Origin of the sequence: Kosakonia sp. CFBP8986, from assembly GCF_034044935.1 — a bacterium.
Taxonomy (GTDB): domain Bacteria; phylum Pseudomonadota; class Gammaproteobacteria; order Enterobacterales; family Enterobacteriaceae; genus Kosakonia; species Kosakonia cowanii.
In genome coordinates this window covers 18,793-41,572 of the sequence record NZ_JAXCXB010000007.1, presented here as the reverse complement: position 1 = coordinate 41,572, position 22,780 = coordinate 18,793, and the positions used below count along the sequence as shown (strand labels likewise).

General features: G+C 54.2%; 21 protein-coding genes. 3 read left to right on the top strand and 18 right to left on the bottom strand.

Annotated elements, in window-relative coordinates; genetic code table 11:
* Positions 1–18: 18 nt before the first annotated feature.
* Positions 19–921, top strand: coding sequence for an ADP-ribosylglycohydrolase family protein (locus SOM48_RS16645; protein WP_320512337.1), 903 nt, complete (start codon positions 19–21; stop codon positions 919–921).
* Between the two features lie 38 nt (positions 922–959).
* On the opposite strand, the gene phoU is transcribed toward SOM48_RS16645, so the two are convergent.
* The 5 genes from phoU to pstS all read right to left on the bottom strand — a co-directional run bounded on the left by phoU (position 960) and on the right by pstS (position 5,588).
* Positions 960–1,685, bottom strand: a complete 726-nt coding sequence (phoU, locus tag SOM48_RS16640; protein WP_042714854.1) for a phosphate signaling complex protein PhoU — start codon at positions 1,683–1,685, stop codon at positions 960–962.
* Between the two features lie 68 nt (positions 1,686–1,753).
* Positions 1,754–2,527: a phosphate ABC transporter ATP-binding protein PstB gene (gene pstB, locus SOM48_RS16635; protein WP_042714852.1), complete on the bottom strand. Its 774-nt coding sequence runs from the start codon at positions 2,525–2,527 to the stop codon at positions 1,754–1,756.
* A 46-nt stretch (positions 2,528–2,573) separates the two neighbouring features.
* On the bottom strand, positions 2,574–3,464 hold the full coding sequence (gene pstA, locus SOM48_RS16630; protein WP_076769286.1) for a phosphate ABC transporter permease PstA: 891 nt from the start codon (positions 3,462–3,464) through the stop codon (positions 2,574–2,576).
* A complete protein-coding gene (gene pstC / locus SOM48_RS16625; protein WP_076769285.1) occupies positions 3,464–4,423 on the bottom strand; it encodes a phosphate ABC transporter permease PstC in 960 nt (319 codons plus the stop codon). The genes pstA and pstC overlap by 1 nt, the downstream gene beginning before the upstream one ends.
* Positions 4,424–4,547: 124 nt before the next feature.
* Entirely contained in the window at positions 4,548–5,588 is a 1,041-nt protein-coding gene (pstS, locus tag SOM48_RS16620; protein WP_076769284.1) for a phosphate ABC transporter substrate-binding protein PstS, read from the bottom strand.
* A 435-nt stretch (positions 5,589–6,023) separates the two neighbouring features.
* Here pstS and SOM48_RS16615 point away from each other — a divergent pair, with 435 nt between their 5' ends.
* Entirely contained in the window at positions 6,024–6,413 is a 390-nt protein-coding gene (locus SOM48_RS16615; protein WP_128483958.1) for a hypothetical protein, read from the top strand.
* 44 nt (positions 6,414–6,457) lie between these two features.
* Here SOM48_RS16615 and SOM48_RS16610 read toward each other — a convergent pair whose 3' ends face one another.
* The 4 genes from SOM48_RS16610 to glmU all read right to left on the bottom strand — a co-directional run bounded on the left by SOM48_RS16610 (position 6,458) and on the right by glmU (position 12,618).
* Positions 6,458–6,805: a hypothetical protein gene (locus SOM48_RS16610; RefSeq protein ID WP_042714846.1), complete on the bottom strand. Its 348-nt coding sequence runs from the start codon at positions 6,803–6,805 to the stop codon at positions 6,458–6,460.
* A gap of 10 nt (positions 6,806–6,815) precedes the next feature.
* Positions 6,816–9,077 (bottom strand): type VI secretion system Vgr family protein, encoded by a 2,262-nt coding sequence (locus SOM48_RS16605; protein WP_139966590.1) that lies wholly within the window; start codon positions 9,075–9,077, stop codon positions 6,816–6,818.
* Between the two features lie 97 nt (positions 9,078–9,174).
* Complete coding sequence (gene glmS, locus SOM48_RS16600) at positions 9,175–11,004, bottom strand: glutamine--fructose-6-phosphate transaminase (isomerizing) (protein WP_054803525.1); 1,830 nt, start codon at positions 11,002–11,004, stop codon at positions 9,175–9,177.
* Positions 11,005–11,247: 243 nt separating this feature from the next.
* A complete protein-coding gene (glmU, locus tag SOM48_RS16595; protein WP_289744588.1) occupies positions 11,248–12,618 on the bottom strand; it encodes a bifunctional UDP-N-acetylglucosamine diphosphorylase/glucosamine-1-phosphate N-acetyltransferase GlmU in 1,371 nt (456 codons plus the stop codon).
* Positions 12,619–12,961: 343 nt separating this feature from the next.
* On the opposite strand from glmU, the gene SOM48_RS16590 reads away from it, so the two are divergent.
* Positions 12,962–15,067 (top strand): right-handed parallel beta-helix repeat-containing protein, encoded by a 2,106-nt coding sequence (locus SOM48_RS16590; protein WP_320512336.1) that lies wholly within the window; start codon positions 12,962–12,964, stop codon positions 15,065–15,067.
* A gap of 334 nt (positions 15,068–15,401) precedes the next feature.
* On the opposite strand, the gene SOM48_RS16585 is transcribed toward SOM48_RS16590, so the two are convergent.
* The 9 genes from SOM48_RS16585 to atpI are packed head-to-tail and all read right to left on the bottom strand — an operon-like array spanning position 15,402 to position 22,290.
* Positions 15,402–15,821, bottom strand: a complete 420-nt coding sequence (locus SOM48_RS16585) for a F0F1 ATP synthase subunit epsilon (RefSeq protein WP_042714842.1) — start codon at positions 15,819–15,821, stop codon at positions 15,402–15,404.
* Between the two features lie 20 nt (positions 15,822–15,841).
* Positions 15,842–17,224, bottom strand: a complete 1,383-nt coding sequence (gene atpD / locus SOM48_RS16580) for a F0F1 ATP synthase subunit beta (RefSeq protein ID WP_042714841.1) — start codon at positions 17,222–17,224, stop codon at positions 15,842–15,844.
* 26 nt (positions 17,225–17,250) lie between these two features.
* Entirely contained in the window at positions 17,251–18,114 is an 864-nt protein-coding gene (gene atpG / locus SOM48_RS16575; RefSeq protein ID WP_042714839.1) for a F0F1 ATP synthase subunit gamma, read from the bottom strand.
* A gap of 50 nt (positions 18,115–18,164) precedes the next feature.
* Positions 18,165–19,706 carry a F0F1 ATP synthase subunit alpha gene (atpA, locus tag SOM48_RS16570; protein WP_042714836.1) on the bottom strand — a complete coding sequence of 514 codons (1,542 nt, stop codon included), beginning with the start codon at positions 19,704–19,706 and terminating at the stop codon, positions 18,165–18,167.
* Between the two features lie 12 nt (positions 19,707–19,718).
* Entirely contained in the window at positions 19,719–20,252 is a 534-nt protein-coding gene (atpH, locus tag SOM48_RS16565; protein ID WP_042714834.1) for a F0F1 ATP synthase subunit delta, read from the bottom strand.
* A gap of 13 nt (positions 20,253–20,265) precedes the next feature.
* On the bottom strand, positions 20,266–20,736 hold the full coding sequence (gene atpF / locus SOM48_RS16560) for a F0F1 ATP synthase subunit B (protein WP_042714832.1): 471 nt from the start codon (positions 20,734–20,736) through the stop codon (positions 20,266–20,268).
* Between the two features lie 58 nt (positions 20,737–20,794).
* Positions 20,795–21,034, bottom strand: a complete 240-nt coding sequence (gene atpE, locus SOM48_RS16555) for a F0F1 ATP synthase subunit C (RefSeq protein WP_007369368.1) — start codon at positions 21,032–21,034, stop codon at positions 20,795–20,797.
* Positions 21,035–21,082: 48 nt separating this feature from the next.
* Positions 21,083–21,901 (bottom strand): F0F1 ATP synthase subunit A, encoded by an 819-nt coding sequence (atpB, locus tag SOM48_RS16550; protein ID WP_076769280.1) that lies wholly within the window; start codon positions 21,899–21,901, stop codon positions 21,083–21,085.
* Between the two features lie 8 nt (positions 21,902–21,909).
* Positions 21,910–22,290, bottom strand: a complete 381-nt coding sequence (gene atpI / locus SOM48_RS16545; protein WP_054803523.1) for a F0F1 ATP synthase subunit I — start codon at positions 22,288–22,290, stop codon at positions 21,910–21,912.
* Between the last annotated feature and the right edge of the window lie 490 nt (positions 22,291–22,780).

Here is a 22,780-nt window from a genome sequence, read left to right as displayed (position 1 = left end):
CGAAATAAGGAATAAACGATGTCGGATTTACTTGCGCGTTATCAGGGGTGCCTTCTCGGCCTTGCGGCCGGAGATGCGGTTGGCACAACGGTAGAGTTCAGTCCCAGAGAGAGCTTTACCCCGGTCACCGATATGGTCGGCGGCGGCCCGTTTCATTTAAAAGCCGGGCAGTGGACGGACGACACCTCAATGGCGCTCTGCCTCGCGCACAGCCTGATCGCCTGTAAAGGGTTTGATGCGACCGATCAGATGAACCGCTATCTGAACTGGTGGAAGTGGGGCTATTTAAGCTCCACGGGAACCTGTTTTGATATCGGCATGACCGTCTCATCCGCGCTGCGGCGCTTTACGCTCAACGGCGAACCCTTTGCCGGCTCGAGCGATCCGCGCACGGCGGGCAACGGTTCATTGATGCGGCTGGCGCCGGTAGTGCTCTGGTACTATCCGGATGTGCCAAAGGCGCTGGAGTATGCCGAAGCGTCATCGCGGACGACGCACGCCGCGCCAGAAGCACTGGCCAGCTGTCGTCTCTTCGCGCAGATGCTTATCAATGCGCTACAGGGCAAGAGTAAATCCGACACGCTGACAGATATTGCGCAGCTGCCGGAACAGGCTAATCTGCGCCAGATCGCCGAAGGGCATTACCGGCAGAAATCGCGTGCGGAGGTGTTCGGCACTGGTTACTGCGTGCAAAGCCTGGAGGCGGCGCTTTGGTGCTTCGCTCACGGGGAGAGTTTCGAAGAGACGATCCTGCTGGCGACCAACCTTGGCGATGATGCGGATACCACTGCGGCGATTGCCGGGCAGCTTGCTGGTGCCTGGTACGGCGTGGAGGGGATCCCGCACCGCTGGCGGGAGAAGCTGTGGCAATGCGATGAGATCGCAACGCTTGCCGGTCAGCTACTCAGTAAGTCAGCGTGAAGCAAAACCCCCTCATCACGAGGGGGTTTTTATTGCGCTTACTCTTTCGGATCTTTTCCGGCGAGCAGCTTGTCCAGTTCGTCGCCGCCAACGTGGCGGAAATCCTGGCCTTTAACGAAGTAGAAGATGTACTCGCAGATGTTCTGGCAGCGATCGCCGATACGCTCGATAGAGCGGGCGCAGAAGAGGGCGGTCAACACGCTAGGAATGGTGCGGGAGTCTTCCATCATATAGGTCATCAGCTGACGCACAATGCCTTCATACTCCTGATCCACCTTCTTATCTTCGCGATAGACGCGCACCGCTTCGTCAATGTCCATGCGCGCAAAGGCGTCCAGCACGTCGTGCAGCATCTGCACGGTATGGCGTCCTAACGACTCAAGGCTGACGAGCAGCGGCTGGTGCTGCTGGGAGAACTTCTCCAGCGCCGTGCGGCAGATTTTATCCGCCACGTCGCCAATACGCTCCAGCTCGGCGATGGTTTTGATGATCGCCATCACCAGGCGTAAATCGCTCGCCGTCGGCTGACGCTTGGCGATAATGCGCACGCAGGCTTCATCGATGGCGACTTCCATCATATTGACCTGCTTATCCCCTTCAACAACGCGCTTTGCCAGCTCGCTGTCCTGGTTATGCATCGCGGTGATCGCATCCGAGAGCTGCTGCTCTACCATTCCACCCATCGTCATGACCTGAGTGCGAATACTTTCCAGCTCAGCGTTAAACTGCCCGGAAATATGTTTGTTAAGGTTCAGATTGTCCATGGTGCACTCCAAATGCCCGACAAATTTCACGTGGTAACGAGGTGGCTGCCACCTCTGTGGTTCGGCAATCAGCCGTAGCGCCCGGTAATGTAATCTTCCGTTTGCTTCTTCGCAGGCTTGGTGAACAGATCGTCTGTATTGCTGAACTCAATCAACTCACCGAGATACATAAACGCAGTGTGATCGGAACAACGCGCCGCCTGCTGCATGTTGTGCGTCACGATAACCACGGTGTAATCCTGCTTAAGCTCGGTGATCAGCTCTTCGATACGGCCGGTTGAGATCGGATCTAGCGCCGAGCAAGGCTCATCCAGCAGCAGCACTTCCGGGCGAATAGCAATGCCGCGCGCGATGCAGAGACGCTGCTGCTGGCCGCCGGAGAGAGAGTAGCCGCTCTGGTGCAATTTATCCTTGGTTTCATTCCACAATGCGGCCTTAGTCAAGGCCCACTGCACGCGCTCGTCCATATCGGGGCGCGAAAGCTTTTCAAACAGACGCACGCCAAAGGCGATGTTGTCGTAAATCGACATCGGGAACGGCGTCGGTTTCTGGAACACCATGCCCACTTTCGCGCGCAGCAGAGCGATATCCTGGGTATTGGTGAGAATGTTGTCGCCATCCAGCAGGATTTCGCCTTCAGCGCGCTGCTCAGGATAGAGCTCATACATTTTGTTAAAGGTGCGCAGCAGCGTGGATTTCCCGCAGCCAGACGGCCCGATAAACGCCGTCACCTGATTTTTGGCAATATCCAGGCTGATGTTTTTCAGTGCATGGAATTTGCCGTAATAGAAGTTCAAATCACGAACCTGAATCTTGCCCGGCGTAGTATCAACCATACTCATTTATCTCTTTCCTCAACTCGACGCCGCCTTCGCCGCGTCGCAAAAATTAACCGTGTCGATTCTTGGCGAAGACGACGCGCGCCAGAATGTTCAACAGCAGTACGCAGAGCGTGATAATCAGCACCCCGGCCCAGGCCAGCTGCTGCCATTCGGCAAACGGGCTCATGGCGAATTTGAAAATCGTCACCGGCAGGTTAGCAATAGGCTGCATCATGTCGGTGCTCCAGAACTGGTTAGAGAGCGCCGTAAAGAGCAGCGGTGCCGTTTCACCGGCGATACGCGCTATCGCCAGCAGTACGCCGGTCATGATGCCGGAGACAGAGGCTTTCAGCGTAATCGCGGAGATCATCTTCCACTTCGGCGTGCCCAGTGCGTAAGCCGCTTCACGCAGGCTATCCGGCACCAGTTTCAGCATGTTTTCCGTGGTACGAATGACAATCGGCACCTGCAGCAGCGCCAGCGCAATCACGCCTGCCCAGCCGGAGAAGTGCTGCATCTGCGCCACCACGATGGTGTAGACGAACAGGCCGACCACGATAGAGGGCGCGGAGAGCAAGATGTCGTTGATAAAACGGATAATCTCGGCGAGCCAGGATTTACGGCCATACTCTGCCAGGTAGATCCCCGCCATAATGCCCAGCGGCGTACCGATTACCGTCGCCCAGAGGATCAGCAGGCCACTGCCCGCCAGGGCGTTCGCCAGACCACCGCCCGCGGTGTTTGGCGGCGGAGTCGATTCGGTAAATAGCGCCAGCGACATGCCGTCGATACCGCGCGTCACGGTAGAGAAGAGGATCCACACCAGCCAGAAGAGGCCGAACACCATGGTCGCCATTGAGAGCGTCAGGGCGATGCGGTTTTTCAACCGGCGGCGCGCCTGCATTTTGCGACGGGATTCAGCCAGCTCTGCGGTGTGCTGCATTTCAAGCGTAGCCATCAGCGTGCCCCCTCGTTTTTCGCCAGGCGCAGGATCATAAATTTCGAGATCGCCAGCACGATAAAGGTGATGACAAACAGAATCAGCCCCAGCTCCATCAGCGCCGCAACGTGCAGGCCCGATTCCGCTTCGGCAAACTCATTCGCCAGCGCAGAGGTGATGCTGTTGCCCGGCATATAGAGCGAGGCGCTGTCGAGCTGGTAGGTGTTGCCGATGATAAAGGTCACCGCCATGGTTTCACCCAGCGCGCGGCCGAGACCGAGCATGACGCCGCCTATCACCCCGTTTTTGGTAAACGGCAGCACGATGCGCCAGATCACCTCCCAGGTGGTGCAGCCGATGCCGTAAGCCGACTCTTTCATCATCACCGGGGTCTGTTCAAAGACATCGCGCATCACCGCCGCAATGTAGGGGATGATCATAATCGCGAGGATCACCCCGGCGGCGAGAATACCAATGCCGAACGCCGGGCCGGAGAAGAGGGCGCCGACAAACGGAATGTTGGAGAGCACATTGCCAACCGGCTCCTGGAAGTAGGTCGCGAACAGCGGGGCGAAGATAAACAGCCCCCACATGCCGTAAACGATACTCGGGATCGCCGCCAGCAGTTCAATGGCGATACCCAGCGGGCGCTTCAGCCAGCCGGGCGAGAGTTCCGTCAGGAACAGCGCGATACCGAAGCTCACCGGCACGGCGATCAGCAGAGCGATAACAGAGGTCACGATGGTGCCGTAAATGGGCACCAGCGCGCCGTAAATTTCATTCGGCGCATCCCACTCTTTGGTCCACAGGAAGGAGAAACCAAATTTCTGGATGCTGGGCCAGGAGGAGAAAATCAGCGAAACGATGATGCCGCTCAGCAGCAATAGCACAATCAGCGCAGCCAGTCTTACCAGTGCGCTGAAGATCATGTCGCCTTTTTTACCCGGTGGGTTAAATGCCGGCTTGGTTGCAGCCATAAATTACTCTTCAGTTTGACGTCTTACGAAGTTGCCCGCAGGCGCTTGCGCTTACCGGGCCTACAGAGGATCTGTAAGGCGGATGGTGTAAGCGCCATCCGCCATGTTCTTCAAAAATCAGCGATTAGTAAACGGCTTTACCGCTGCTGTCTTTCACGTTGGTTTTCCATGCGGCGCGAACTTGTTCAACAACGCTGCTCGGCAGGGTTGCGTAATCGAGATCGTTAGCCTGTTTGCTGCCGTTTTTGTACGCCCAGTCAAAGAACTTCAGTACTTCAGCGCCCTGCTCAGGTTTCGCCTGCTCTTTGTGTACCAGGATGAAGGTGGTGGAGGTGATTGGCCACACATCAGCACCTTTCTGGTTGGTCAGGTCCTGGGCGAAGGATTTGCTCCAGTCGATATCTTTTGCCGCGTTAGAGAAGCTCTCTTCGGTCGGGCTAACGGCTTTGCCATCGGCAGACATCAGTTTGGTGTAGGTCAGGTTGTTCTGCTTCGCGTAAGCGTACTCGACGTAACCGATAGAGCCCGGCAGACGCTGAACGAAGGCGGCGATGCCGTCGTTACCTTTACCGCCTAGACCGGTCGGCCAGTTAACGGTAGAGCCGGAACCGACTTTAGATTTCCACTCTTCGTTCACTTTCGCCAGGTAGCTGGTGAAGACGAATGAAGTACCGGAACCGTCAGCGCGGCGAACCACGGCGATGTTCTGTGAAGGCAGTTTCAGGCCCGGGTTGAGTTTGGCGATAGCCGCGTCGTCCCATTTTTTGATTTTGCCGAGGTAGATATCACCCAGCGTTTTACCGTCGAGAACCAGCTCGCCAGATTTTACGCCCGGTACGTTAATAGCCAGCACGATGCCGCCGATGACGGTCGGGAACTGGAACAGACCTTCCTGGGAGAGTTTTTCGTCAGACAGCGGTGCATCAGATGCGCCGAAATCAACGGTTTTGGCGGTGATCTGCTTCACGCCACCGGAGGAGCCGATGCCCTGATAGTTGACCTTATTGCCCGTCTCTTTTTGGTAGGTATCAGCCCACTTGGCATACACTGGCGCAGGGAAAGTTGCGCCCGCACCAGTCAGGCTAGCTGCGGCATTTACAGCAAAAGCGCTCAGAGAAAAGGTCGCGGCGACAACAGTTGCGACAGTGGTACGCATAACGTTCATAATGTCTCCTGCAGGAATCGTAAATCGTTGTTTGAGTTGCTACTCGGAGCAAAATAGGACACTTTGATGACAGTTATATGCAACGATTGTTACTGTTTGATGACAGCGGCGGCTTTTCGCAGCACCAATATTTATTAGCTATAAAAATCAAAACATTAAGGTTAGATAACACCTTAACAATTCGCTGATGTTTTATTTTTATGACAATCCAAATGTAGCTGAAAAGGCGAGGCTGCTCGCCCTGACCGAATAAATTTTACGCAAAATCCCCGCCTCTACCACGCGCTTTCCCACGCACTTCGCAATCATCCAATGCTGATTTTTTATCCCTCATCGCTACTGAAAAGAGGTAGGAGACAAACCCTGGTTTTCATATGTATATAGCGGTGTTGAACAGGCGTTGTTAACACCACTGAGTGGACACTAAGGATGAGTATGAACAGAACCATTGTTTTCGCGACAGGATTGCTAACGTTGTTACCCGCTACCTTCAGCCAGGCGGCAGATGAACCCGTATATTTCATGTCCAACCACTATTCGGGCGATACACTGATGACCTATGAACAGGGCTCGTCTGCCCAAGGAAAAACGTATATCTCACCGGCATCTGATCTCAGCGCAAGAACCCTTTCCGAGATCCAGCGCGATTACCCTAAGCAGCAGGATAAAATTAAGGGCATGGAAAGTGACCTTGAAAAGATGAGCCGCGAAAGGGATGAGCTGAAAAGAAGCAATGACGATCTCAGCCGCAAAGTCGATGATATGCAGCGCAGCATCAGCACCCTTGAGAAACAGCTTGCTGACCTGAGCCAGAAAGTAAAATAAGGTCTAAAGAGGTTGCCGCCTGGCAGCCTCTTTTTCATCCCGCATTACCCCGGGTTCGCCGACGACTCCTGCTTATCAAAAATAAACAGAATATGCTGGTCATCCAGGTACTTAATATCGACCTTCTGCCCTTTCTGCATTTTCGGCGAGTTGAACGCAGCAATGGTCTCTTTCCCCTCGACCGAGCGCGTCACGCTCCCATCATGAATCGCCAGCCGGTAACGGATATTTTGAGTGCCGTTATCATTAGAGCTGATATAGCTCACCTCTTCGATGGTGGCCTGCAGGTCGCGCCCCTGAGTCTGGATGCGGTGATCGCGATTAAACAGGTAAACGATGTAGGCGATCATCCCTACGATAAAGAGGACAGAAAAAGCGATCGCAATCTTCATACTCAATCCCTTACATAAACATCGTTAAGCCATGAACCGACGCCATGACCTGGCCATACTGCATCATCGCTTTGCCAAATGCGACGCGCCCTTCGTGCGAGGCTAAATCAAATGCCGATTTATCGAACTTCAGGCTCGTTAAACCTACCTTGCTTATCGCTGACAGGGTGAATGAAGAGCCTTCGGTAGCGACCTTGAGGGCGGTGAAATCAAAAGAGAAAAGCGATGCCGTCTCTTTATGATCTTTATATTCAAACGCATGCGGCGTCTTAATATGTACCTTCTCCGCGCTCTCAATGGTGATCGTTTTCGGCGAGTAGATTTTCGCCCCTTTGGCGACGGTCTGATCCCACCTACCGTTGATGGTGGCCGCGCTATTTCCCTCAATGGTCTGCGTCAGGTGTTGAGAAATCTGCTCTTGACGATCGCCGGTAATGGTCGAGGTGACGCCGCTATCAAAGGTATAGCTCACTAATGCAGTGACATGCTGTGAAGCCGCGCCTTCAATCTCCTCAACGCGTCCCCCTTTGATCGTCACCTTCTCCCCGCCGCTGGTGATGCTCTTCACGCGGCCATTGGTGACCGTCAGCTCTTCGCCATTATTCACCGTGCGCGTGTCCTTCTGCTCCACCAGCGTGGTGCGGGTAGCGTGGTATTTAAAATCCGCTTTTTTTGTCACCTCATCGGCAAGCTCACCCGACACCGTCAGGCTTCTGTTGCCGCCAACGGTGATCGCCTGGTTGTTCTCAACGGAGATATTCATATCCTTTTCGGCATGCATATCGACCCGCTCAACGCCGAGCTTATCCTCAAACAGCAGATAGCTGGCGTTGTCACAACTTCCGGTTTTCGAGCGCGTCATAAAACCCATCACCGTGGCGGCGGCGGGTAACGCCCATGGCGGCATATTCGCATCGTTGTAGACGCGCCCGGTGACGATGGGCCGGTCGGGATCGCCATTAATAAAATCAATCACCACCTCATCGCCGACGCGCGGGATCTGCACGCCGCCGAATCCCTGTCCCGCCCACGCGCTGGAGACGCGCACCCAGCAGGAGCTGGTTTCATCACTCTTGCCGAGCCGATCCCAGTGGAATTTCACCTTGATACGGCCATATTTATCGGTCCATATCGTCTCCCCGGCGGGGCCAACAACGCGGGCAGTCTGCGGACCATAGGTGCGAGGCCAGGCGGTTCGCTGCTCCGGCCGCCAGACCAGCGACGCAGGAATAACGCTGAAGCTTATCAGCCGCGAGCTGGCGCCCTCATCACCGCTGGCATAGCGGTTCTCTTCAATGTGCAGCACGGTTTTTGTCACCAGATAACGCCCGTTATCCTGCGCAAACGGCGCATGGGTTAACTGGAAGGTATGACCGGCGGCAATCCCGCTTGCGGTGGCGGTGGCAGAAATCTGTTGATGATCAACCTGCCAGCGCTCCTGTTTGATGCGGGCATAATATTCGCCGTCATTTTGCTCAACAAAGCGACCGGGCCATTCGTAAACATCGATCTGGCCGGGCGAGGGCGAGGCGGGATTCTGCCGCGCCTGGAACAGCCAGGCGTTGGGCTTACGAAAATCATAATCTTCGGTACTAAAAAGCCCTGGCGTGACGCGATCGTGCAGAGACCATTGGCTGATGCCTTCAAAATCAGCCACGCCGCCTGCGGCGGTTTGAATATAGGGGATCACCTCATAACCCGGCGCAGAAGGAAAAGCGGTACCGGCATCCGCCAGCACCAGCGTGTGGCTGTCCGGCTGGTGGCGGAAATACCAGCTGATCCCCTCCAGCTCCATCAGCCGACAGATGAAGTCCAGGCTGCTCTCCTGGTACTGCACGCAATATTCCCATACCCGGTAACTTTGCGTCAGCTGATCGTCTACTTTGACGCCCTGTTCGGACAACATCGTCTGCACAATCTGCGGGATGGTTTGCGCCTGAAAGATACGCATATCGCGCGCCAGCCGCATTGGCCAGAGGTCGGACTCAACGCTGAGCTGATAGGCAGCATAACGCTCCCCCGATAGCTCAACAGAGGAGACGGCAACGCTGGTCACTCTGCCATTGATATAACGCCTTACTGCGCCGCCCTGCGCAGGAATATCAATAGTGATGGGCTGCCCGAGGATCTGACTTCGGTCGATGCGGGCATCTTCGCCCAATAGCGTAAGCGCATATTCAAAAGGCTCAGAGAGCGATTCACTGCCGGACATTTTCCAGAAAAGCAGGTCAGGCGCGGCAGCCAGGTTAACCGTGATACGAATTTGAGACATAAAAAAATCCGGTATGCTTTTTTAAGGAGCATATCCGGACTTATTTACACTACGGTTAACGTCACCCTCCCGATGGGCAGATGACGTTAGTTTAGGATTATTCCACCGTTACCGATTTTGCCAGGTTGCGCGGCTGGTCAACGTCGGTGCCTTTAATCAGCGCAACGTGATAGGCCAGCAGTTGCAGCGGCACGGTGTAGAAGATCGGTGCAATCGTCTCTTCTACGTGCGGCATATCAATGATGTGCATGTTGTCGCTGCTGGTGAAACCGGCATCCTGATCGGCGAAGACATACAGCACGCCGCCACGGGCGCGCACTTCTTCGATGTTGGATTTCAGTTTTTCCAGTAGTTCGTTGTTCGGTGCAACCACGATAACCGGCATATCGGCGTCAATCAGCGCCAGCGGGCCATGTTTCAGCTCGCCTGCGGCGTAGGCTTCGGCGTGAATATAGGAGATCTCTTTCAGCTTCAGCGCGCCTTCCAGCGCGATCGGGTACTGATCGCCGCGGCCGAGGAACAGCGCGTGATGCTTGTCAGAGAAATCCTCTGCCAGCGCTTCAATGCGTTTATCCTGCGACAGCATCTGCTCGATACGGTTTGGCAGCGCCTGCAGACCGTGCACGATATCGTGCTCAATCGACGCATCCTGGCCTTTCAGGCGGCTCAGTTTCGCCACCAGCATCAGCAGCACCGTTAACTGGGTGGTGAAAGCTTTGGTTGAGGCAACACCGATTTCGGTACCGGCGTTGGTCATCATCGCCAGATCCGATTCACGCACCAGCGAGGAGCCCGGTACGTTACAGATTGCCAATGACCCCAGGTATCCCAGCTCTTTCGACAGACGCAGCGCTGCCAGCGTATCGGCCGTTTCACCGGACTGCGAAAGGGTGATCATCAGGCTGTTGCGACGCACGGCGGATTTGCGGTAGCGGAACTCCGACGCAATCTCCACATCGCACGGCACACCGGCCAGCGATTCAAACCAGTAGCGCGAGACCATACCGGAGTTGTAAGAGGTACCGCAGGCGACGATCTGAATATGTTCGACTTTCGACAGCATCTCGTTCGCGTTCGGCCCCAGTTCGCTGAGATCGACTTCGCCATGGCTGATGCGGCCAGTCAGGGTGTTTTTGATAGCGTTCGGCTGCTCGTAGATCTCTTTCTGCATGTAGTGCCGATAGATACCTTTATCGCCCGCATCGTACTGCAGACTGGATTCGATATCCGGGCGTTTGGTTTCCACGCCAGATTTATCAAATATCGTCACGCTACGGCGGGTCACTTCAGCAATATCGCCCTCTTCGAGGAAGATAAAACGACGGGTCACCGGCAGCAGTGCCAGCTGGTCAGAAGCGATAAAGTTTTCACCCATACCGAGGCCGATAACCAGCGGGCTGCCGGAACGTGCGGCCAGCAGGGTCTCAGGATGACGGGTATCCATAATCACCGTGCCGTAGGCACCGCGTAACTGCGGGATGGTGCGCAGTACCGCTTCACGCAGCGTACCGCCCTGTTCCAGCTCCCAGTGCACCAGGTGAGCAATCACTTCGGTGTCGGTTTCGGAGACAAACACATACCCGCGCGCTTTCAGCTCTTCGCGCAGCGGTTCATGGTTTTCGATAATGCCGTTATGTACGACAACGATATGTTCAGAAACGTGCGGATGCGCGTTTCCTTCCGACGGTTCGCCATGGGTCGCCCAGCGGGTGTGCGCGATACCGGTTCCGCCGTGCAGCGGATGATCTTCCGCCGCCTGCGACAGCATCTGCACTTTACCGAGGCGACGCAGACGGGTCATATGACCCTCTTCGTCGACCACTGCCAGACCGGCAGAGTCATAGCCACGGTATTCGAGGCGACGTAAGCCTTCGAGAAGAATTTCTGCAACATCACGCTGCGCGACTGCGCCTACAATTCCACACATAGTTTTTGATTCCGATTTTGGCATTATGCCTTTTGTTGTCGGTCAACCTGTTTACACGTCGCGACCGGGCCACCGTTTTGCGGCGCCGCGAATCATTCCGTGTACGTGTCCGCTTTGCGGACGCCCCGAGCCTTGTAGAGAGTGGGGTTATTGTTATAGGTACTGCCTGGTGGGCGGAGGATTATCTTCCTCTCATCCCTGAATCTATGCCGGATAGCGCTGAGCATATCCGGTCTTATTGCTTTACTTCTTCTTCACCGGGCGTTGCCAGCCCTGCTTGTGCACCTGCGGCACACGGCTTAATACCAGCTCGTTTTCGGCGATATCGCGGGTAACGGTGGTGCCTGCGGCGATGGTCGCGCCTTTGGCAACCGTGACTGGTGCCACCAGCTGCGTATCGGAGCCGACAAACACATCATCGCCAATGATGGTTTTGAATTTATTGGCACCGTCGTAGTTGCAGGTAATCACCCCTGCGCCGACGTTAACGTTATCGCCAATCTCCGCGTCGCCGAGGTAAGTCAGGTGACCCGCTTTTGAGCCTTTGCCGAGACGCGCTTTTTTCATCTCAACGAAGTTACCCACGTGCGCGCCTGCCAGCAGCTCTGCGCCCGGACGTAAACGGGCAAACGGGCCGATGGTGCACTCCACGTCGAGGCGGGCATCTTCCACTACGCTGTAGGGGCTAATCTCGCAATCATCACCAATCACGCAGTTCTTCAGGATCACGCCTGCGCCGATTTTTACGCGATTACCCAGCGTAACGTTGCCTTCAATGATGACGTTGGTGTCGATCTCAACATCGCGGCCATGGGAGAGCGTGCCGCGCAGATCGAAACGCGCCGGATCGCGCAACATCACGCCTGCCAGCAGCAGCTTCTCTGCCTGTTCAGCCTGGTACGCACGCTCGAGACGCGAAAGTTGCAGGCGGTTATTTACCCCTTCCACTTCGCTTAAGCGCTGCGGGTGAACGGCGGCAATTTCACGCCCTTCGTGATAAGCCAGGCTGATAATGTCAGTGATGTAGTATTCACCCTGCGCATTATTATTGGTCAGCTTAGCGAGCCAGCGCTTCAGATCCGCGCCGTTGGCGATCAGAATGCCGGTGTTAATCTCATTAATCTGCCGCTGGGCTTCAGTGGCGTCTTTCTGCTCAACGATGCCGGTGACCACGCCATTTTCACGGGTAATGCGGCCATAACCGGTCGGATCGTCGAGTTTAACGGTAAGCAGTCCGATGCCGCCCTGCGGTTTGGCTTCACGCAGGCGCTCAAGGGTCTCGACGGAGATCAGCGGCACATCGCCGTAGAGCATTAAAATATCTTCATCGTCAGCAAAGAAGGGCGCCGCCTGCTGCATGGCGTGACCGGTGCCGAGCTGTTCCGCTTGCAGCACCCAGTTAAGTTTGTCGTCTACGAGGCGCTGTTTAAGCAGTTCGCCACCGTGGCCGTATACGAGATGAACATGATCCGCACCCAATTTCGTAGCAGCATCAATGACATGCTGCACCATCGCTTTACCTGCAAGAGTATGCAGCACTTTGGGAAGATCGGAGTACATGCGTGTGCCTTTGCCAGCCGCAAGGATCACCACGCTCATTTTTGAGTTCAACATATTCGTCCTGACTATTATTTGGGAAAGAAGTTAACCTCTTTCATATTGAAAATACTACATATTTTGTAGCATGAAATGGAGTGCTGGTGAAACGTGCAACATTCCACGCCAGGCGCCCACTAACGCGCTTTTTATCGGCAGAGTAAAGCAGTTTACGGTCAGAAAGTCGCTCCATTTTTCACTGCTGCTCATTTATACAATGAGTTAGCTGTTATTTTTCATCCTGAATAAAGATCGCACAAAACAAAACGACGTTTTATTAAGCAAAGAGTGTGAGCTATAAAAAAGAAACACCGTTTCATATTGATGATAATCAACGGCAATTATCCATCAGGAGAATAAAATGAATTATAAAATACCTCTGGCCCTCGCGATATGCAGTTCCCTTGTCTGCGCCCCAACCTTCGCTGAATCCACGTCAGAGTGGAGAGCCATTGCTTTCGGCCAGTCGACCGATCTCAATTTCTCATCAAACGTGCTTGCCGGAAAGATTGGCGTCAATGATGTGACTATCGCGGGTAAGAAGCTCACACCCGAAACAATTGCCGATCTGTCGAAGCCCATCACCCTGGAGAGCCGCGGCGGTAAAATTGCCAACTCCCATGATGGCCTCACCTTCTTCTATACAAAGCTGCCGGTCGGCAAAAACTTTACGCTGCAAGCGACCGTCACCGTCGATCAGTTTGGCCCGGAAAATGGCGCAAAGCCTGCGGCACAAGAGGGCGCGGGCTTACTGGTACGCGATGTGATCGGCCCCGCGCGCCAGCAGCCATTGCAGGAGGGGTATGAAGAGTTTCCGGCCGCCTCCAATATGGTGATGAACGCCATTATGACGCAGGACAAAAAGGATAATTTCCGCGTCAAAATGCAGGCTATCAGCCGGGAAGGCGTCACGCAGCCGTGGGGCAACGCCGGCGCGGCGATTGTCAAAACCAGCTATCGGGAAGAGGTGAATCTGCGCAAAACACCGGCTTTCCGGCTTAAGCTTGAGCGTACCGATAGCGGTTTTATCACTAGCTGGGCACCCGCCGGGAGCGAGCAATGGGTCAGCCAGCAGATCCCACGCGCCGATCTCATTGCGGTACAGGACAAAGCATTTTATTACGTTGGTTTCTTCGCCTCGCGTAACGCGAAAATCACCGTGACCAACGCCTCGTTAACCACCTCTGAAGCTCACACGGTTGCTTCTGCGCCCTGGCAGCCACCCGCGTTACCGGTGGTGGTGCAAATCGCTTCGCCTGCACAAAGCGGCAGTGAGAAATACCAGCTCCAGGCGCGAGCCAACTACGATGGCAGCTTCAGCGTGCGGGAGAATGAAGTGGTGATCGGTAATGAGAAACCGATAAAAGCGGGCGAGATGTACACCCTGCCGACGTGGCTGAAACAAAACACCACTTTTGCGCTCACCTTCACCCCAAAAGCGGAAGGGGAAGCCGTGGTTCAACAGATCAAGGTTGAGAAGGTCGACCCGGTGGCACTGACGCTGCATGTTGCGCCGCAGGGTACGGCAGAAGGTTCCGGCACCGCCGCCGCACCGCTGGATATCGCCACGGCAATCCGCTTGCTGCCGCCGGGCGGCAAAATCGTGTTGCAGGCTGGTGATTACCCCTATACCGAAATCCCGCTGACGGCGAGCGGCCTGCTCAAACAGCGCAAAACGCTGGAAGCAGAAGGCAAAGTGGTGATCCATGGCCTGCTGCTTGATGCCAGCTACTGGCGTATCAAAGGGATTGAGGTGACGGAGAAGAGCCTGCGCATCCAGGGCAGCCATAACCTGATTGAAAAGGTCGTTGCCTGGCGTAACGACGACACCGGCATTCAGATCTCCTCCCCGGAGAAGATTGGCCGCGCGCTGTGGGCCAGCGATAACCGGGTGGTCGATTCAGAGTCCTGGGGTAATGAAGATGCGGGCAAGATTAACGCCGACGGCTTCGCGGTAAAAATGCGCGTAGGGGAGGGGAACCGGCTGATCCGCTGCTACGCCCATGACAACATCGATGACGGTTTCGACCTGTTTAATAAGATTGAAGATGGCGCCAATGGGGTAGTGGTGATCGAGAATTCAATTGCCCGCAACAATACCAGTAACGGCTTTAAGCTCGGCGGGGAAGGGCAGCCGGTGGCGCATCAGATCCGTAACAGCAAAGCGGTGGGTAACCATCTGGATGGGTTTACCGATAATTTCAATCCCGGCAGGCTGCTGGTGGAGAACAACATTGCGGCTGATAACCAGCGCTTCAATTTTATCTTCCGACCCAGCCCGTATGGCGACGCTTCAACGCAGGGCGTGTTTCGCGGCAACAAATCGGTGCGCAGCGCGCCGGGTCGCTATGACGATGCGGTGATCGGGAATATTGATAACACCAACTACTTTATCAGGCAGGGAAAAAGCGTGAACAGCGAAGGGAAGGAGCTGGAGAGCGCGGCGGTGGAAGCGGCGCTGAAGTGATAGCCCGATGGCGCTCGCTTCTCCAGGCGGAGTCAGCGCAGCGCCACACGGCATCACAGCAATCAGTGATTGAACGTGCCGAAAGAGACGTTCATGTTGCTGAACATAGCGATGATTTTGTTGATCAGTTTCATGATGGCTTCCTTTTTTGAATTTGGTTATGTGATGTACATCACAGAAAAGGAGTCTACGCCTCGCTGTTAAATCGATCAACATTTTTGTGACATTTATCACAAAATATTAAAACACCTTTTTAGTTTCATTTTTCCTGAAACGCAGCCATAAAAAAAGCCAGCCTGGAGACCAGACTGGCTTTTTAACGTTCAAGCCGGTGTTACATCGCTTTCTTCGTCAACTCGATAACACGCAGTTTCGCGATAGCTTTCGCCAGCTCTGCAGACGCCTGAGCGTAATCCACGTCACCGTGAGAGCCTTTAATGTGCTCTTCTGCTTTACGCTTCGCTTCCAGAGCTCGCGCTTCGTCGAGATCCTGGCCACGAATTGCTGTATCAGCCAGAACGGTCACGCTGCCAGGCTGCACTTCGAGAATGCCGCCGGACAGGTAGATAAACTCTTCATGACCGAACTGTTTAACGATGCGGATCATACCAGGCTTAATGGCGGTGAGCAGCGGTGCGTGACCCGGGAAAACACCCAGTTCACCTTCACTGCCCGTTACCTGGATTTTCTCGACCAGACCAGAGAACATCTGTTGCTCTGCGCTGACGACATCCAGGTGGTAAGTCATTGCCATATCACCCTCCGATTAAGGCGTTAAAGTTTTTTGGCTTTTTCCACGGCTTCGTCGATGGAACCGACCATGTAGAACGCCTGCTCCGGCAGGTGATCGTATTCGCCTTCCATGATGCCTTTAAAGCCACGGATGGTGTCTTTCAGGGAGACGTATTTACCCGGAGAACCGGTGAATACTTCCGCAACGAAGAACGGCTGGGAGAGGAAGCGCTGGATCTTACGAGCGCGAGCAACCACCAGTTTGTCTTCTTCAGACAGCTCATCCATACCGAGGATGGCGATGATGTCTTTCAGTTCCTGATAACGCTGCAGCAGAGACTGTACGCCACGCGCGGTGTCGTAGTGCTCCTGGCCAACTACCAGCGGATCCAACTGACGGCTGGTGGAATCCAGCGGGTCAACGGCCGGGTAGATACCCAGAGAAGCGATCTGACGGCTCAGTACCACGGTTGCGTCAAGGTGCGCAAAGGTGGTTGCCGGAGACGGGTCAGTCAAGTCATCCGCCGGTACGTATACCGCCTGAACGGAGGTGATAGAACCGGTTTTGGTAGAGGTGATACGTTCCTGCAGAACACCCATCTCTTCCGCCAGCGTCGGCTGGTAACCTACCGCTGAAGGCATACGGCCCAGCAGTGCGGATACTTCAGTACCGGCGAGGGTATAACGGTAGATGTTGTCAACGAACAGCAGAACGTCACGACCTTCGTCACGGAACTTCTCAGCCATGGTCAGGCCGGTCAGTGCAACGCGCAGACGGTTTCCCGGCGGCTCGTTCATCTGGCCGTACACCAGGGATACTTTGTCCAGTACGTTGGAGTCGGTCATTTCGTGGTAGAAGTCGTTACCCTCACGAGTACGTTCACCCACGCCCGCAAACACAGAGTAACCGGAGTGCTCGATCGCGATGTTACGAATCAGCTCCATCATGTTTACGGTTTTACCTACACCCGCACCACCGAACAGACCGACTTTACCGCCCTTGGCGAACGGACACATCAGGTCGATTACTTTGATGCCGGTTTCCAGCAGTTCCTGAGAGCTGGAGAGCTCTTCATAGGACGGCGCAGAACGGTGGATAGCCCAACGATCTTCTTCACCGATGTCGCCTTTCATGTCGATCGGCTGACCGAGCACGTTCATGATACGACCCAGTGTTGCTTTACCTACCGGGACTTCGATCGGGTGCTGGAGGTCTGTTACTTGCAGACCACGACGCAGACCGTCGGAAGAACCCATGGCGATGGTACGTACGATACCGCCGCCGAGCTGCTGCTGAACTTCCAGCACCAGCGTCTCGTTACCATTCTGAACCTCAAGAGCATCGTACACGCGCGGTACGGCATCCTGAGGGAATTCGACGTCAACCACGGCGCCGATTACCTGGACAATTTTTCCAGTAGCCATCATGAATCCTCTACGAATTAACCTGGTTATACCGCGGATGCACCACCGACGATCTCGGTGAGTTCCTGAGTAATGCTGGCCTGACGAGCTTTGTTGTATACCAACTGCAGCTCTTTAATCAGGCTGCCGCCATTGTCGGTCGCGGCTTTCATCGCCACCATACGTGCGGCCTGCTCGCTGGCCAGGTTTTCAACAACACCCTGATAAACCTGAGATTCAACATAACGGCGCAGGAGCGTATCCAGCAGCGCTTTTGGATCGGGTTCATACAGGTAATCCCAGGATTTATGCTTCAACTCTTCATCTTCTGCAGCCGGTAACGGCAGCAGCTGAGTGATGGTCGGAACCTGAGACATGGTGTTGATAAATTTATTGCTAACAATATAAAGCTTATCCAGACGACCTTCGTCGTAAGCCTGCAGCATGACTTTCACCGGGCCGATCAGTTCAGACAGGGACGGGTTATCACCCATACCGGTCACCTGAGCTACCACGTTGGCACCAACGGAATTGAAGAAAGAGACGCCTTTAGAGCCGATCATCGCGAGTTCGCTCTGAACGCCTTTATCGGACCATGCTTTCATATCCGCCAGCACTTTTTTGAACAGGTTAATGTTCAAGCCACCGCACAGACCACGGTCGGTCGACACTACCAGGTAGCCCACGCGTTTTACGTCGCGCTCTTCCAGGTAGGGGTGCTTATATTCCAGATTACCGTTCGCAAGGTGACCAATCACTTTGCGCATGGTATCTGCATAAGGACGGCTGGACGCCATGCGATCCTGCGATTTACGCATTTTGGAAGCGGCGACCATCTCCATCGCTTTAGTGATCTTTTGCGTGTTCTGGACGCTTGCGATCTTACTACGTATCTCTTTTGCGCCGGCCATGAGCTTCTCCTCAATGCCTTACGGCCTGCCCTAAGACAGGCCGCCAGACGTTACCAGGACTGGGTTGCTTTGAAGGAATCGAGGATGCCTTTCAGCTTGCCTTCGATTTCGTCGTTATAGCCACCGGACTGGTTGATCTCTTGCATCAGCGGAGCGTGTTCACGGTCAACGTACGCCAGCAGAGCGGCTTCGAAGCTACCGATTTTCGCCAGTTCCACATCTTCGAGGTAACCGCGTTCAGCCGCGAACAGCACCAGGCCCTGTTGTGCAACAGACATAGGGGCATACTGTTTCTGTTTCAGCAGCTCGGTCACTTTCTGACCGTGGCTCAGCTGTTTACGGGTTGCTTCGTCCAGATCGGATGCGAACTGAGAGAACGCCGCCAGCTCACGATACTGTGCCAGCGCGGTACGAATACCACCGGACAGTTTCTTGATGATCTTGGTCTGCGCTGCACCACCCACACGGGATACGGAGATACCCGGGTTAACCGCCGGACGAATACCGGAGTTAAACAGGTTGGTTTCCAGGAAGATCTGACCATCGGTAATGGAGATTACGTTGGTCGGAACGAACGCGGAAACGTCACCTGCCTGCGTTTCGATAATCGGCAGGGCAGTCAGGGAGCCGGTTTTACCTTTCACTTCACCTTTGGTGAAGTTCTCTACGTATTCCGCGTTTACGCGGGATGCGCGCTCCAGCAGACGGGAGTGGAGGTAAAATACGTCGCCCGGGAACGCTTCACGTCCTGGCGGACGACGGAGCAGCAGGGAAACCTGACGGTAAGCAACGGCCTGTTTAGACAGGTCATCGTATACGATCAGCGCATCTTCACCGCGGTCACGGAAGTATTCGCCCATAGCGCAACCGGCATACGGCGCCAGGTATTGCAGTGCAGCGGATTCAGAGGCAGTTGCCACAACAACGATGGTGTTGGACAGTGCGCCGTGCTCTTCCAGTTTACGAACCACGTTAGCAATGGTGGACGCTTTCTGGCCGATGGCCACGTACACACATTTGATGCCGGAGTCGCGCTGGTTGATGATGGCGTCGATAGCCATCGCCGTTTTACCGGTCTGACGGTCGCCGATGATCAGCTCACGCTGGCCACGACCGATTGGGATCATGGCGTCGACGGATTTGTAACCGGTCTGAACCGGCTGGTCGACGGACTGACGATCGATAACGCCCGGTGCGATAACTTCGATTGGCGAGAAGCCATCGTTATCAACCGGACCTTTACCGTCGATTGGCGCACCCAGGGTGTTCACCACACGACCCAGCAGGCCACGGCCAACCGGAACTTCAAGAATACGGCCAGTACATTTGACCTTCATGCCTTCGGCGAGGTCAGCGTACGGACCCATCACAACTGCACCTACGGAGTCACGCTCCAGGTTCAGTGCGATAGCGTAACGGTTACCCGGCAAAGAAATCATCTCGCCCTGCATACAGTCGGCCAGGCCGTGGATGCGGATAACACCGTCGCTTACAGAAACAATAGTACCTTCGTTGTGAGCTTCACTCACAACACTGAACTGAGCAATGCGCTGCTTGATCAGTTCGCTGATTTCGGTGGAATTCAGTTGCATGCTCCAGTCCCCTTAAGACTGCAAGACGTCTGCAAGGCGCTCAAGACGGCCGCGTACGCTGCCATCAATGACCATATCACCCGCTCGGATGATTACGCCTGCCATTACAGACTTATCGATATTGCAATTCAGCTTCACTTTACGTGACAGACGTTTTTCCATCGCTGTGCTGATTTTCGCAAGCTGTTCTTCACTCAGTGCGGAGGCGGAAGTCACTTCGACTTCGGCGATAGCCTCGCTGGCCGCGCGCAATTGAATGAACTGCTCAAGAACATCAGGGAGCACCTTAAGACGACCATTTTCGGCCATCACACGAATCAGGTTTTGGCCTTTTTCGTCCAGTTGCTCACCACATACGGCGATAAACGAGTCGGCGAGCGTTTCCGGTGCAATCGCACCAGAGAGCAGCTCGGCCATTTGTTCGTTTTTCGTCACCTCGGCGGCGAACGCCAGCATATCCTGCCAGCGGTCAACGCTTTGGGTTTCGACGGCAAAGTCAAAAGCTGCTTTGGCGTAGGGGCGAGCTACCGTTACAAATTCAGACATCAGCCCCTCCTCCTTACAGTTCAGCGACCAGTTTATTCACGATGTCGCTGTTAGCAGCTTCATCCACGGAACGCTCGATGATCTTCTCGGCGCCAGCAACAGCCAGCAGAGCCACTTGTTTACGCAGCTCTTCGCGAGCGCGTTTACGTTCGGCGTCAATTTCCGCCTGCGCCTGCGCCACGATTTTGTTACGTTCCTGCTCGGCTTCAGCTTTCGCTTCGTCCAGGATCTGAGCACGGCGTTTGTTCGCCTGTTCAATGATAACCTGAGCTTCAGCTTTCGCTTTTTTCAGCTGGTCGGTCGCATTGGCCTGTGCAAGATCCAGGTCCTTTTTGGCCCGTTCTGCGGAAGCGAGACCGTCAGCAATCTCTTTCTGACGTTTTTCGATGGCAGCAATCAACGGCGGCCATACATACTTCATGCAGAACAGAACGAACAGGACAAACGCGATGGCCTGGCCGAGGATTGTTGCGTTTAGATTCACAGCACAATGCCTCTTATCTGGTTAACGTTCTAAACAATTGCTTGAAAAGCAACCCTTACTACGCGACAGCAAACATCACGTACAGACCCAGACCCACAGCGATCATCGGGATTGCATCCACCAGACCCATAACGATAAAGAACTGAGTACGCAGCAGAGGAATCAGATCCGGCTGACGCGCAGCGCCTTCCAGGAATTTACCCCCGAGGATGCCGATACCGATCGCAGCACCGATCGCCGCCAGACCCATCATCACAGCGGCAGCCAAGTACAGCAGATCCATATTCAGGTTTTCCATGACAGTCTCCAGTTTGTTTCAGTTAAAACGTAGTAGTGTTGTTAAAAATCAGTGCTCTTCAGACGCCATCGACAGATAGACGATCGTCAGAACCATGAAGATAAAGGCTTGCAGCGTAATGATCAGGATGTGGAAAATGGCCCATGGCACATTCAGAATCCACTGTGACCACCACGGCAGAAGACCCGCGATCAGAATGAAAATCAACTCACCCGCGTACATGTTGCCGAACAGTCGCAGACCGAGAGAAACCGGTTTGGACAGCAGGCTCACGCCCTCAAGGATAAGGTTTACCGGAATAAATACCGGATGGTTGAACGGCTGGAGAGTCAGCTCTTTAGCGAAACCGCCAATACCCTTCATTTTGATGCTGTAGAACAGAATCAGGATAAACACGCCCAGTGCCATCGAGAGCGTGATGTTAACGTCAGCAGACGGCACCACACGCAGCGCAGGCAGACCGAACACATGCTCACCGATATACGGCAGCAGGTCGATAGGCAGCAAATCCATCAGGTTCATCAGGAATACCCAGACGAAAATCGTCAGGGCCAGTGGCGCGATAAGCTTGCTTTTGCCGTGGTACATGTCTTTGACGCTACCATTAACAAAACCAATCACCAGCTCGATCGCCGTCTGGAATTTCCCTGGTACGCCGCTGGTCGCTTTCTTCGCTACGCTACGGAACATCACCAGGAACAACAGACCCAGGACCACCGAGAAAAACATGGAGTCGATATTGAGCGTCCAGAACGTGGCCGGGGGGTTATGCGGATCCACCAGCGAGAAGGTACGCAAGTCAATCTGAAGGTTATTCAGATGGTGACCGATGTACTCCTGCGGTGTTGAAATTTCTCCTGCAGACATGATGCCTCTTACCCTTTGTTGTTAATTACAGCAGGTGCCAGTATCTGAACCACTAGCACCGAAACCCACGTGACTATCAGCGGCAAAAACACCGCCTTCAAAACTGCCAGCGCCACCACCAGTAACACGAATGTCAGTAACACCTTGAGCGCCTCACCGAGGGCGAAGGTCCAGGCCACACGGCCTTTAGAAGGTGTATTCGCCTGATGACGCCAGGCAAAAATCATAAACAACATATTCGGCAATAAGACTGCCATACCTCCGCTCACGGCGGAAATGCCCCAGAAGGGGTCTTTGAGGCTAAACAGCAATCCACTTGCCATTACTGCCAGAAACTGAATAAGCAGAAGCCTGCGAGCAACGTTTCGGCTAAAGAGCGACACAGACATATTCTTTCTTAACTCCTGCTCCCTTTGAGGTATGTCGCGTGTCGTATAAAACGTTCTTTACGGCCCGGAGTCAAGCATCAAAAAACGGTCAAATTATACGGTGCGGCCTCGTGATTTCAAACAATAAGTAGCGAAAAGGTGAATAAATGTTTAAATATTTTTCCCGAGGTCTATTTTTAAACTTTTGCACAAACGATGAACCTTCGAGCAAAAGTGCAAATAACGCGAAAAACCCGGCGATAAAGCGTGCACCAGGTCACAAATTAAACATATATGCCGCCATCGTTTTAAAAGCCCGCAGATTTTAATGCTTTTCATCTTTATGAAAATAAAGACGATTTATCACAACTCTTTTTAAAACACTCGCCTCTACAACAAAAACCTTTGTTTGACATTTTTAATAATTATTTTACAAGCCGCCCTAGTTTTGGCTGCCGATTTTTAGCGGGCTGATATTTTCATTGTTGATTATTTTGATGCTGAATGAAAA

Excerpts from the sequence above, each read along its gene's own strand:
- SOM48_RS16645 (WP_320512337.1), top strand. The coding sequence starts at position 19 with ATGTCGGATTTACTTGCGCGTTATCAGGGGTGCCTTCTCGGCCTTGCG.
- phoU (WP_042714854.1), bottom strand. The coding sequence starts at position 1,685 with ATGGACAATCTGAACCTTAACAAACATATTTCCGGGCAGTTTAACGCT.
- pstB (WP_042714852.1), bottom strand. The coding sequence starts at position 2,527 with ATGAGTATGGTTGATACTACGCCGGGCAAGATTCAGGTTCGTGATTTG.
- pstA (WP_076769286.1), bottom strand. The coding sequence starts at position 3,464 with ATGGCTACGCTTGAAATGCAGCACACCGCAGAGCTGGCTGAATCCCGT.
- pstC (WP_076769285.1), bottom strand. The coding sequence starts at position 4,423 with ATGGCTGCAACCAAGCCGGCATTTAACCCACCGGGTAAAAAAGGCGAC.
- pstS (WP_076769284.1), bottom strand. The coding sequence starts at position 5,588 with ATGAACGTTATGCGTACCACTGTCGCAACTGTTGTCGCCGCGACCTTT.
- SOM48_RS16615 (WP_128483958.1), top strand. The coding sequence starts at position 6,024 with ATGAACAGAACCATTGTTTTCGCGACAGGATTGCTAACGTTGTTACCC.
- SOM48_RS16610 (WP_042714846.1), bottom strand. The coding sequence starts at position 6,805 with ATGAAGATTGCGATCGCTTTTTCTGTCCTCTTTATCGTAGGGATGATC.
- SOM48_RS16605 (WP_139966590.1), bottom strand. The coding sequence starts at position 9,077 with ATGTCTCAAATTCGTATCACGGTTAACCTGGCTGCCGCGCCTGACCTG.
- glmS (WP_054803525.1), bottom strand. The coding sequence starts at position 11,004 with ATGTGTGGAATTGTAGGCGCAGTCGCGCAGCGTGATGTTGCAGAAATT.
- glmU (WP_289744588.1), bottom strand. The coding sequence starts at position 12,618 with ATGTTGAACTCAAAAATGAGCGTGGTGATCCTTGCGGCTGGCAAAGGC.
- SOM48_RS16590 (WP_320512336.1), top strand. The coding sequence starts at position 12,962 with ATGAATTATAAAATACCTCTGGCCCTCGCGATATGCAGTTCCCTTGTC.
- SOM48_RS16585 (WP_042714842.1), bottom strand. The coding sequence starts at position 15,821 with ATGGCAATGACTTACCACCTGGATGTCGTCAGCGCAGAGCAACAGATG.
- atpD (WP_042714841.1), bottom strand. The coding sequence starts at position 17,224 with ATGGCTACTGGAAAAATTGTCCAGGTAATCGGCGCCGTGGTTGACGTC.
- atpG (WP_042714839.1), bottom strand. The coding sequence starts at position 18,114 with ATGGCCGGCGCAAAAGAGATACGTAGTAAGATCGCAAGCGTCCAGAAC.
- atpA (WP_042714836.1), bottom strand. The coding sequence starts at position 19,706 with ATGCAACTGAATTCCACCGAAATCAGCGAACTGATCAAGCAGCGCATT.
- atpH (WP_042714834.1), bottom strand. The coding sequence starts at position 20,252 with ATGTCTGAATTTGTAACGGTAGCTCGCCCCTACGCCAAAGCAGCTTTT.
- atpE (WP_007369368.1), bottom strand. The coding sequence starts at position 21,034 with ATGGAAAACCTGAATATGGATCTGCTGTACTTGGCTGCCGCTGTGATG.
- atpB (WP_076769280.1), bottom strand. The coding sequence starts at position 21,901 with ATGTCTGCAGGAGAAATTTCAACACCGCAGGAGTACATCGGTCACCAT.
- atpI (WP_054803523.1), bottom strand. The coding sequence starts at position 22,290 with ATGTCTGTGTCGCTCTTTAGCCGAAACGTTGCTCGCAGGCTTCTGCTT.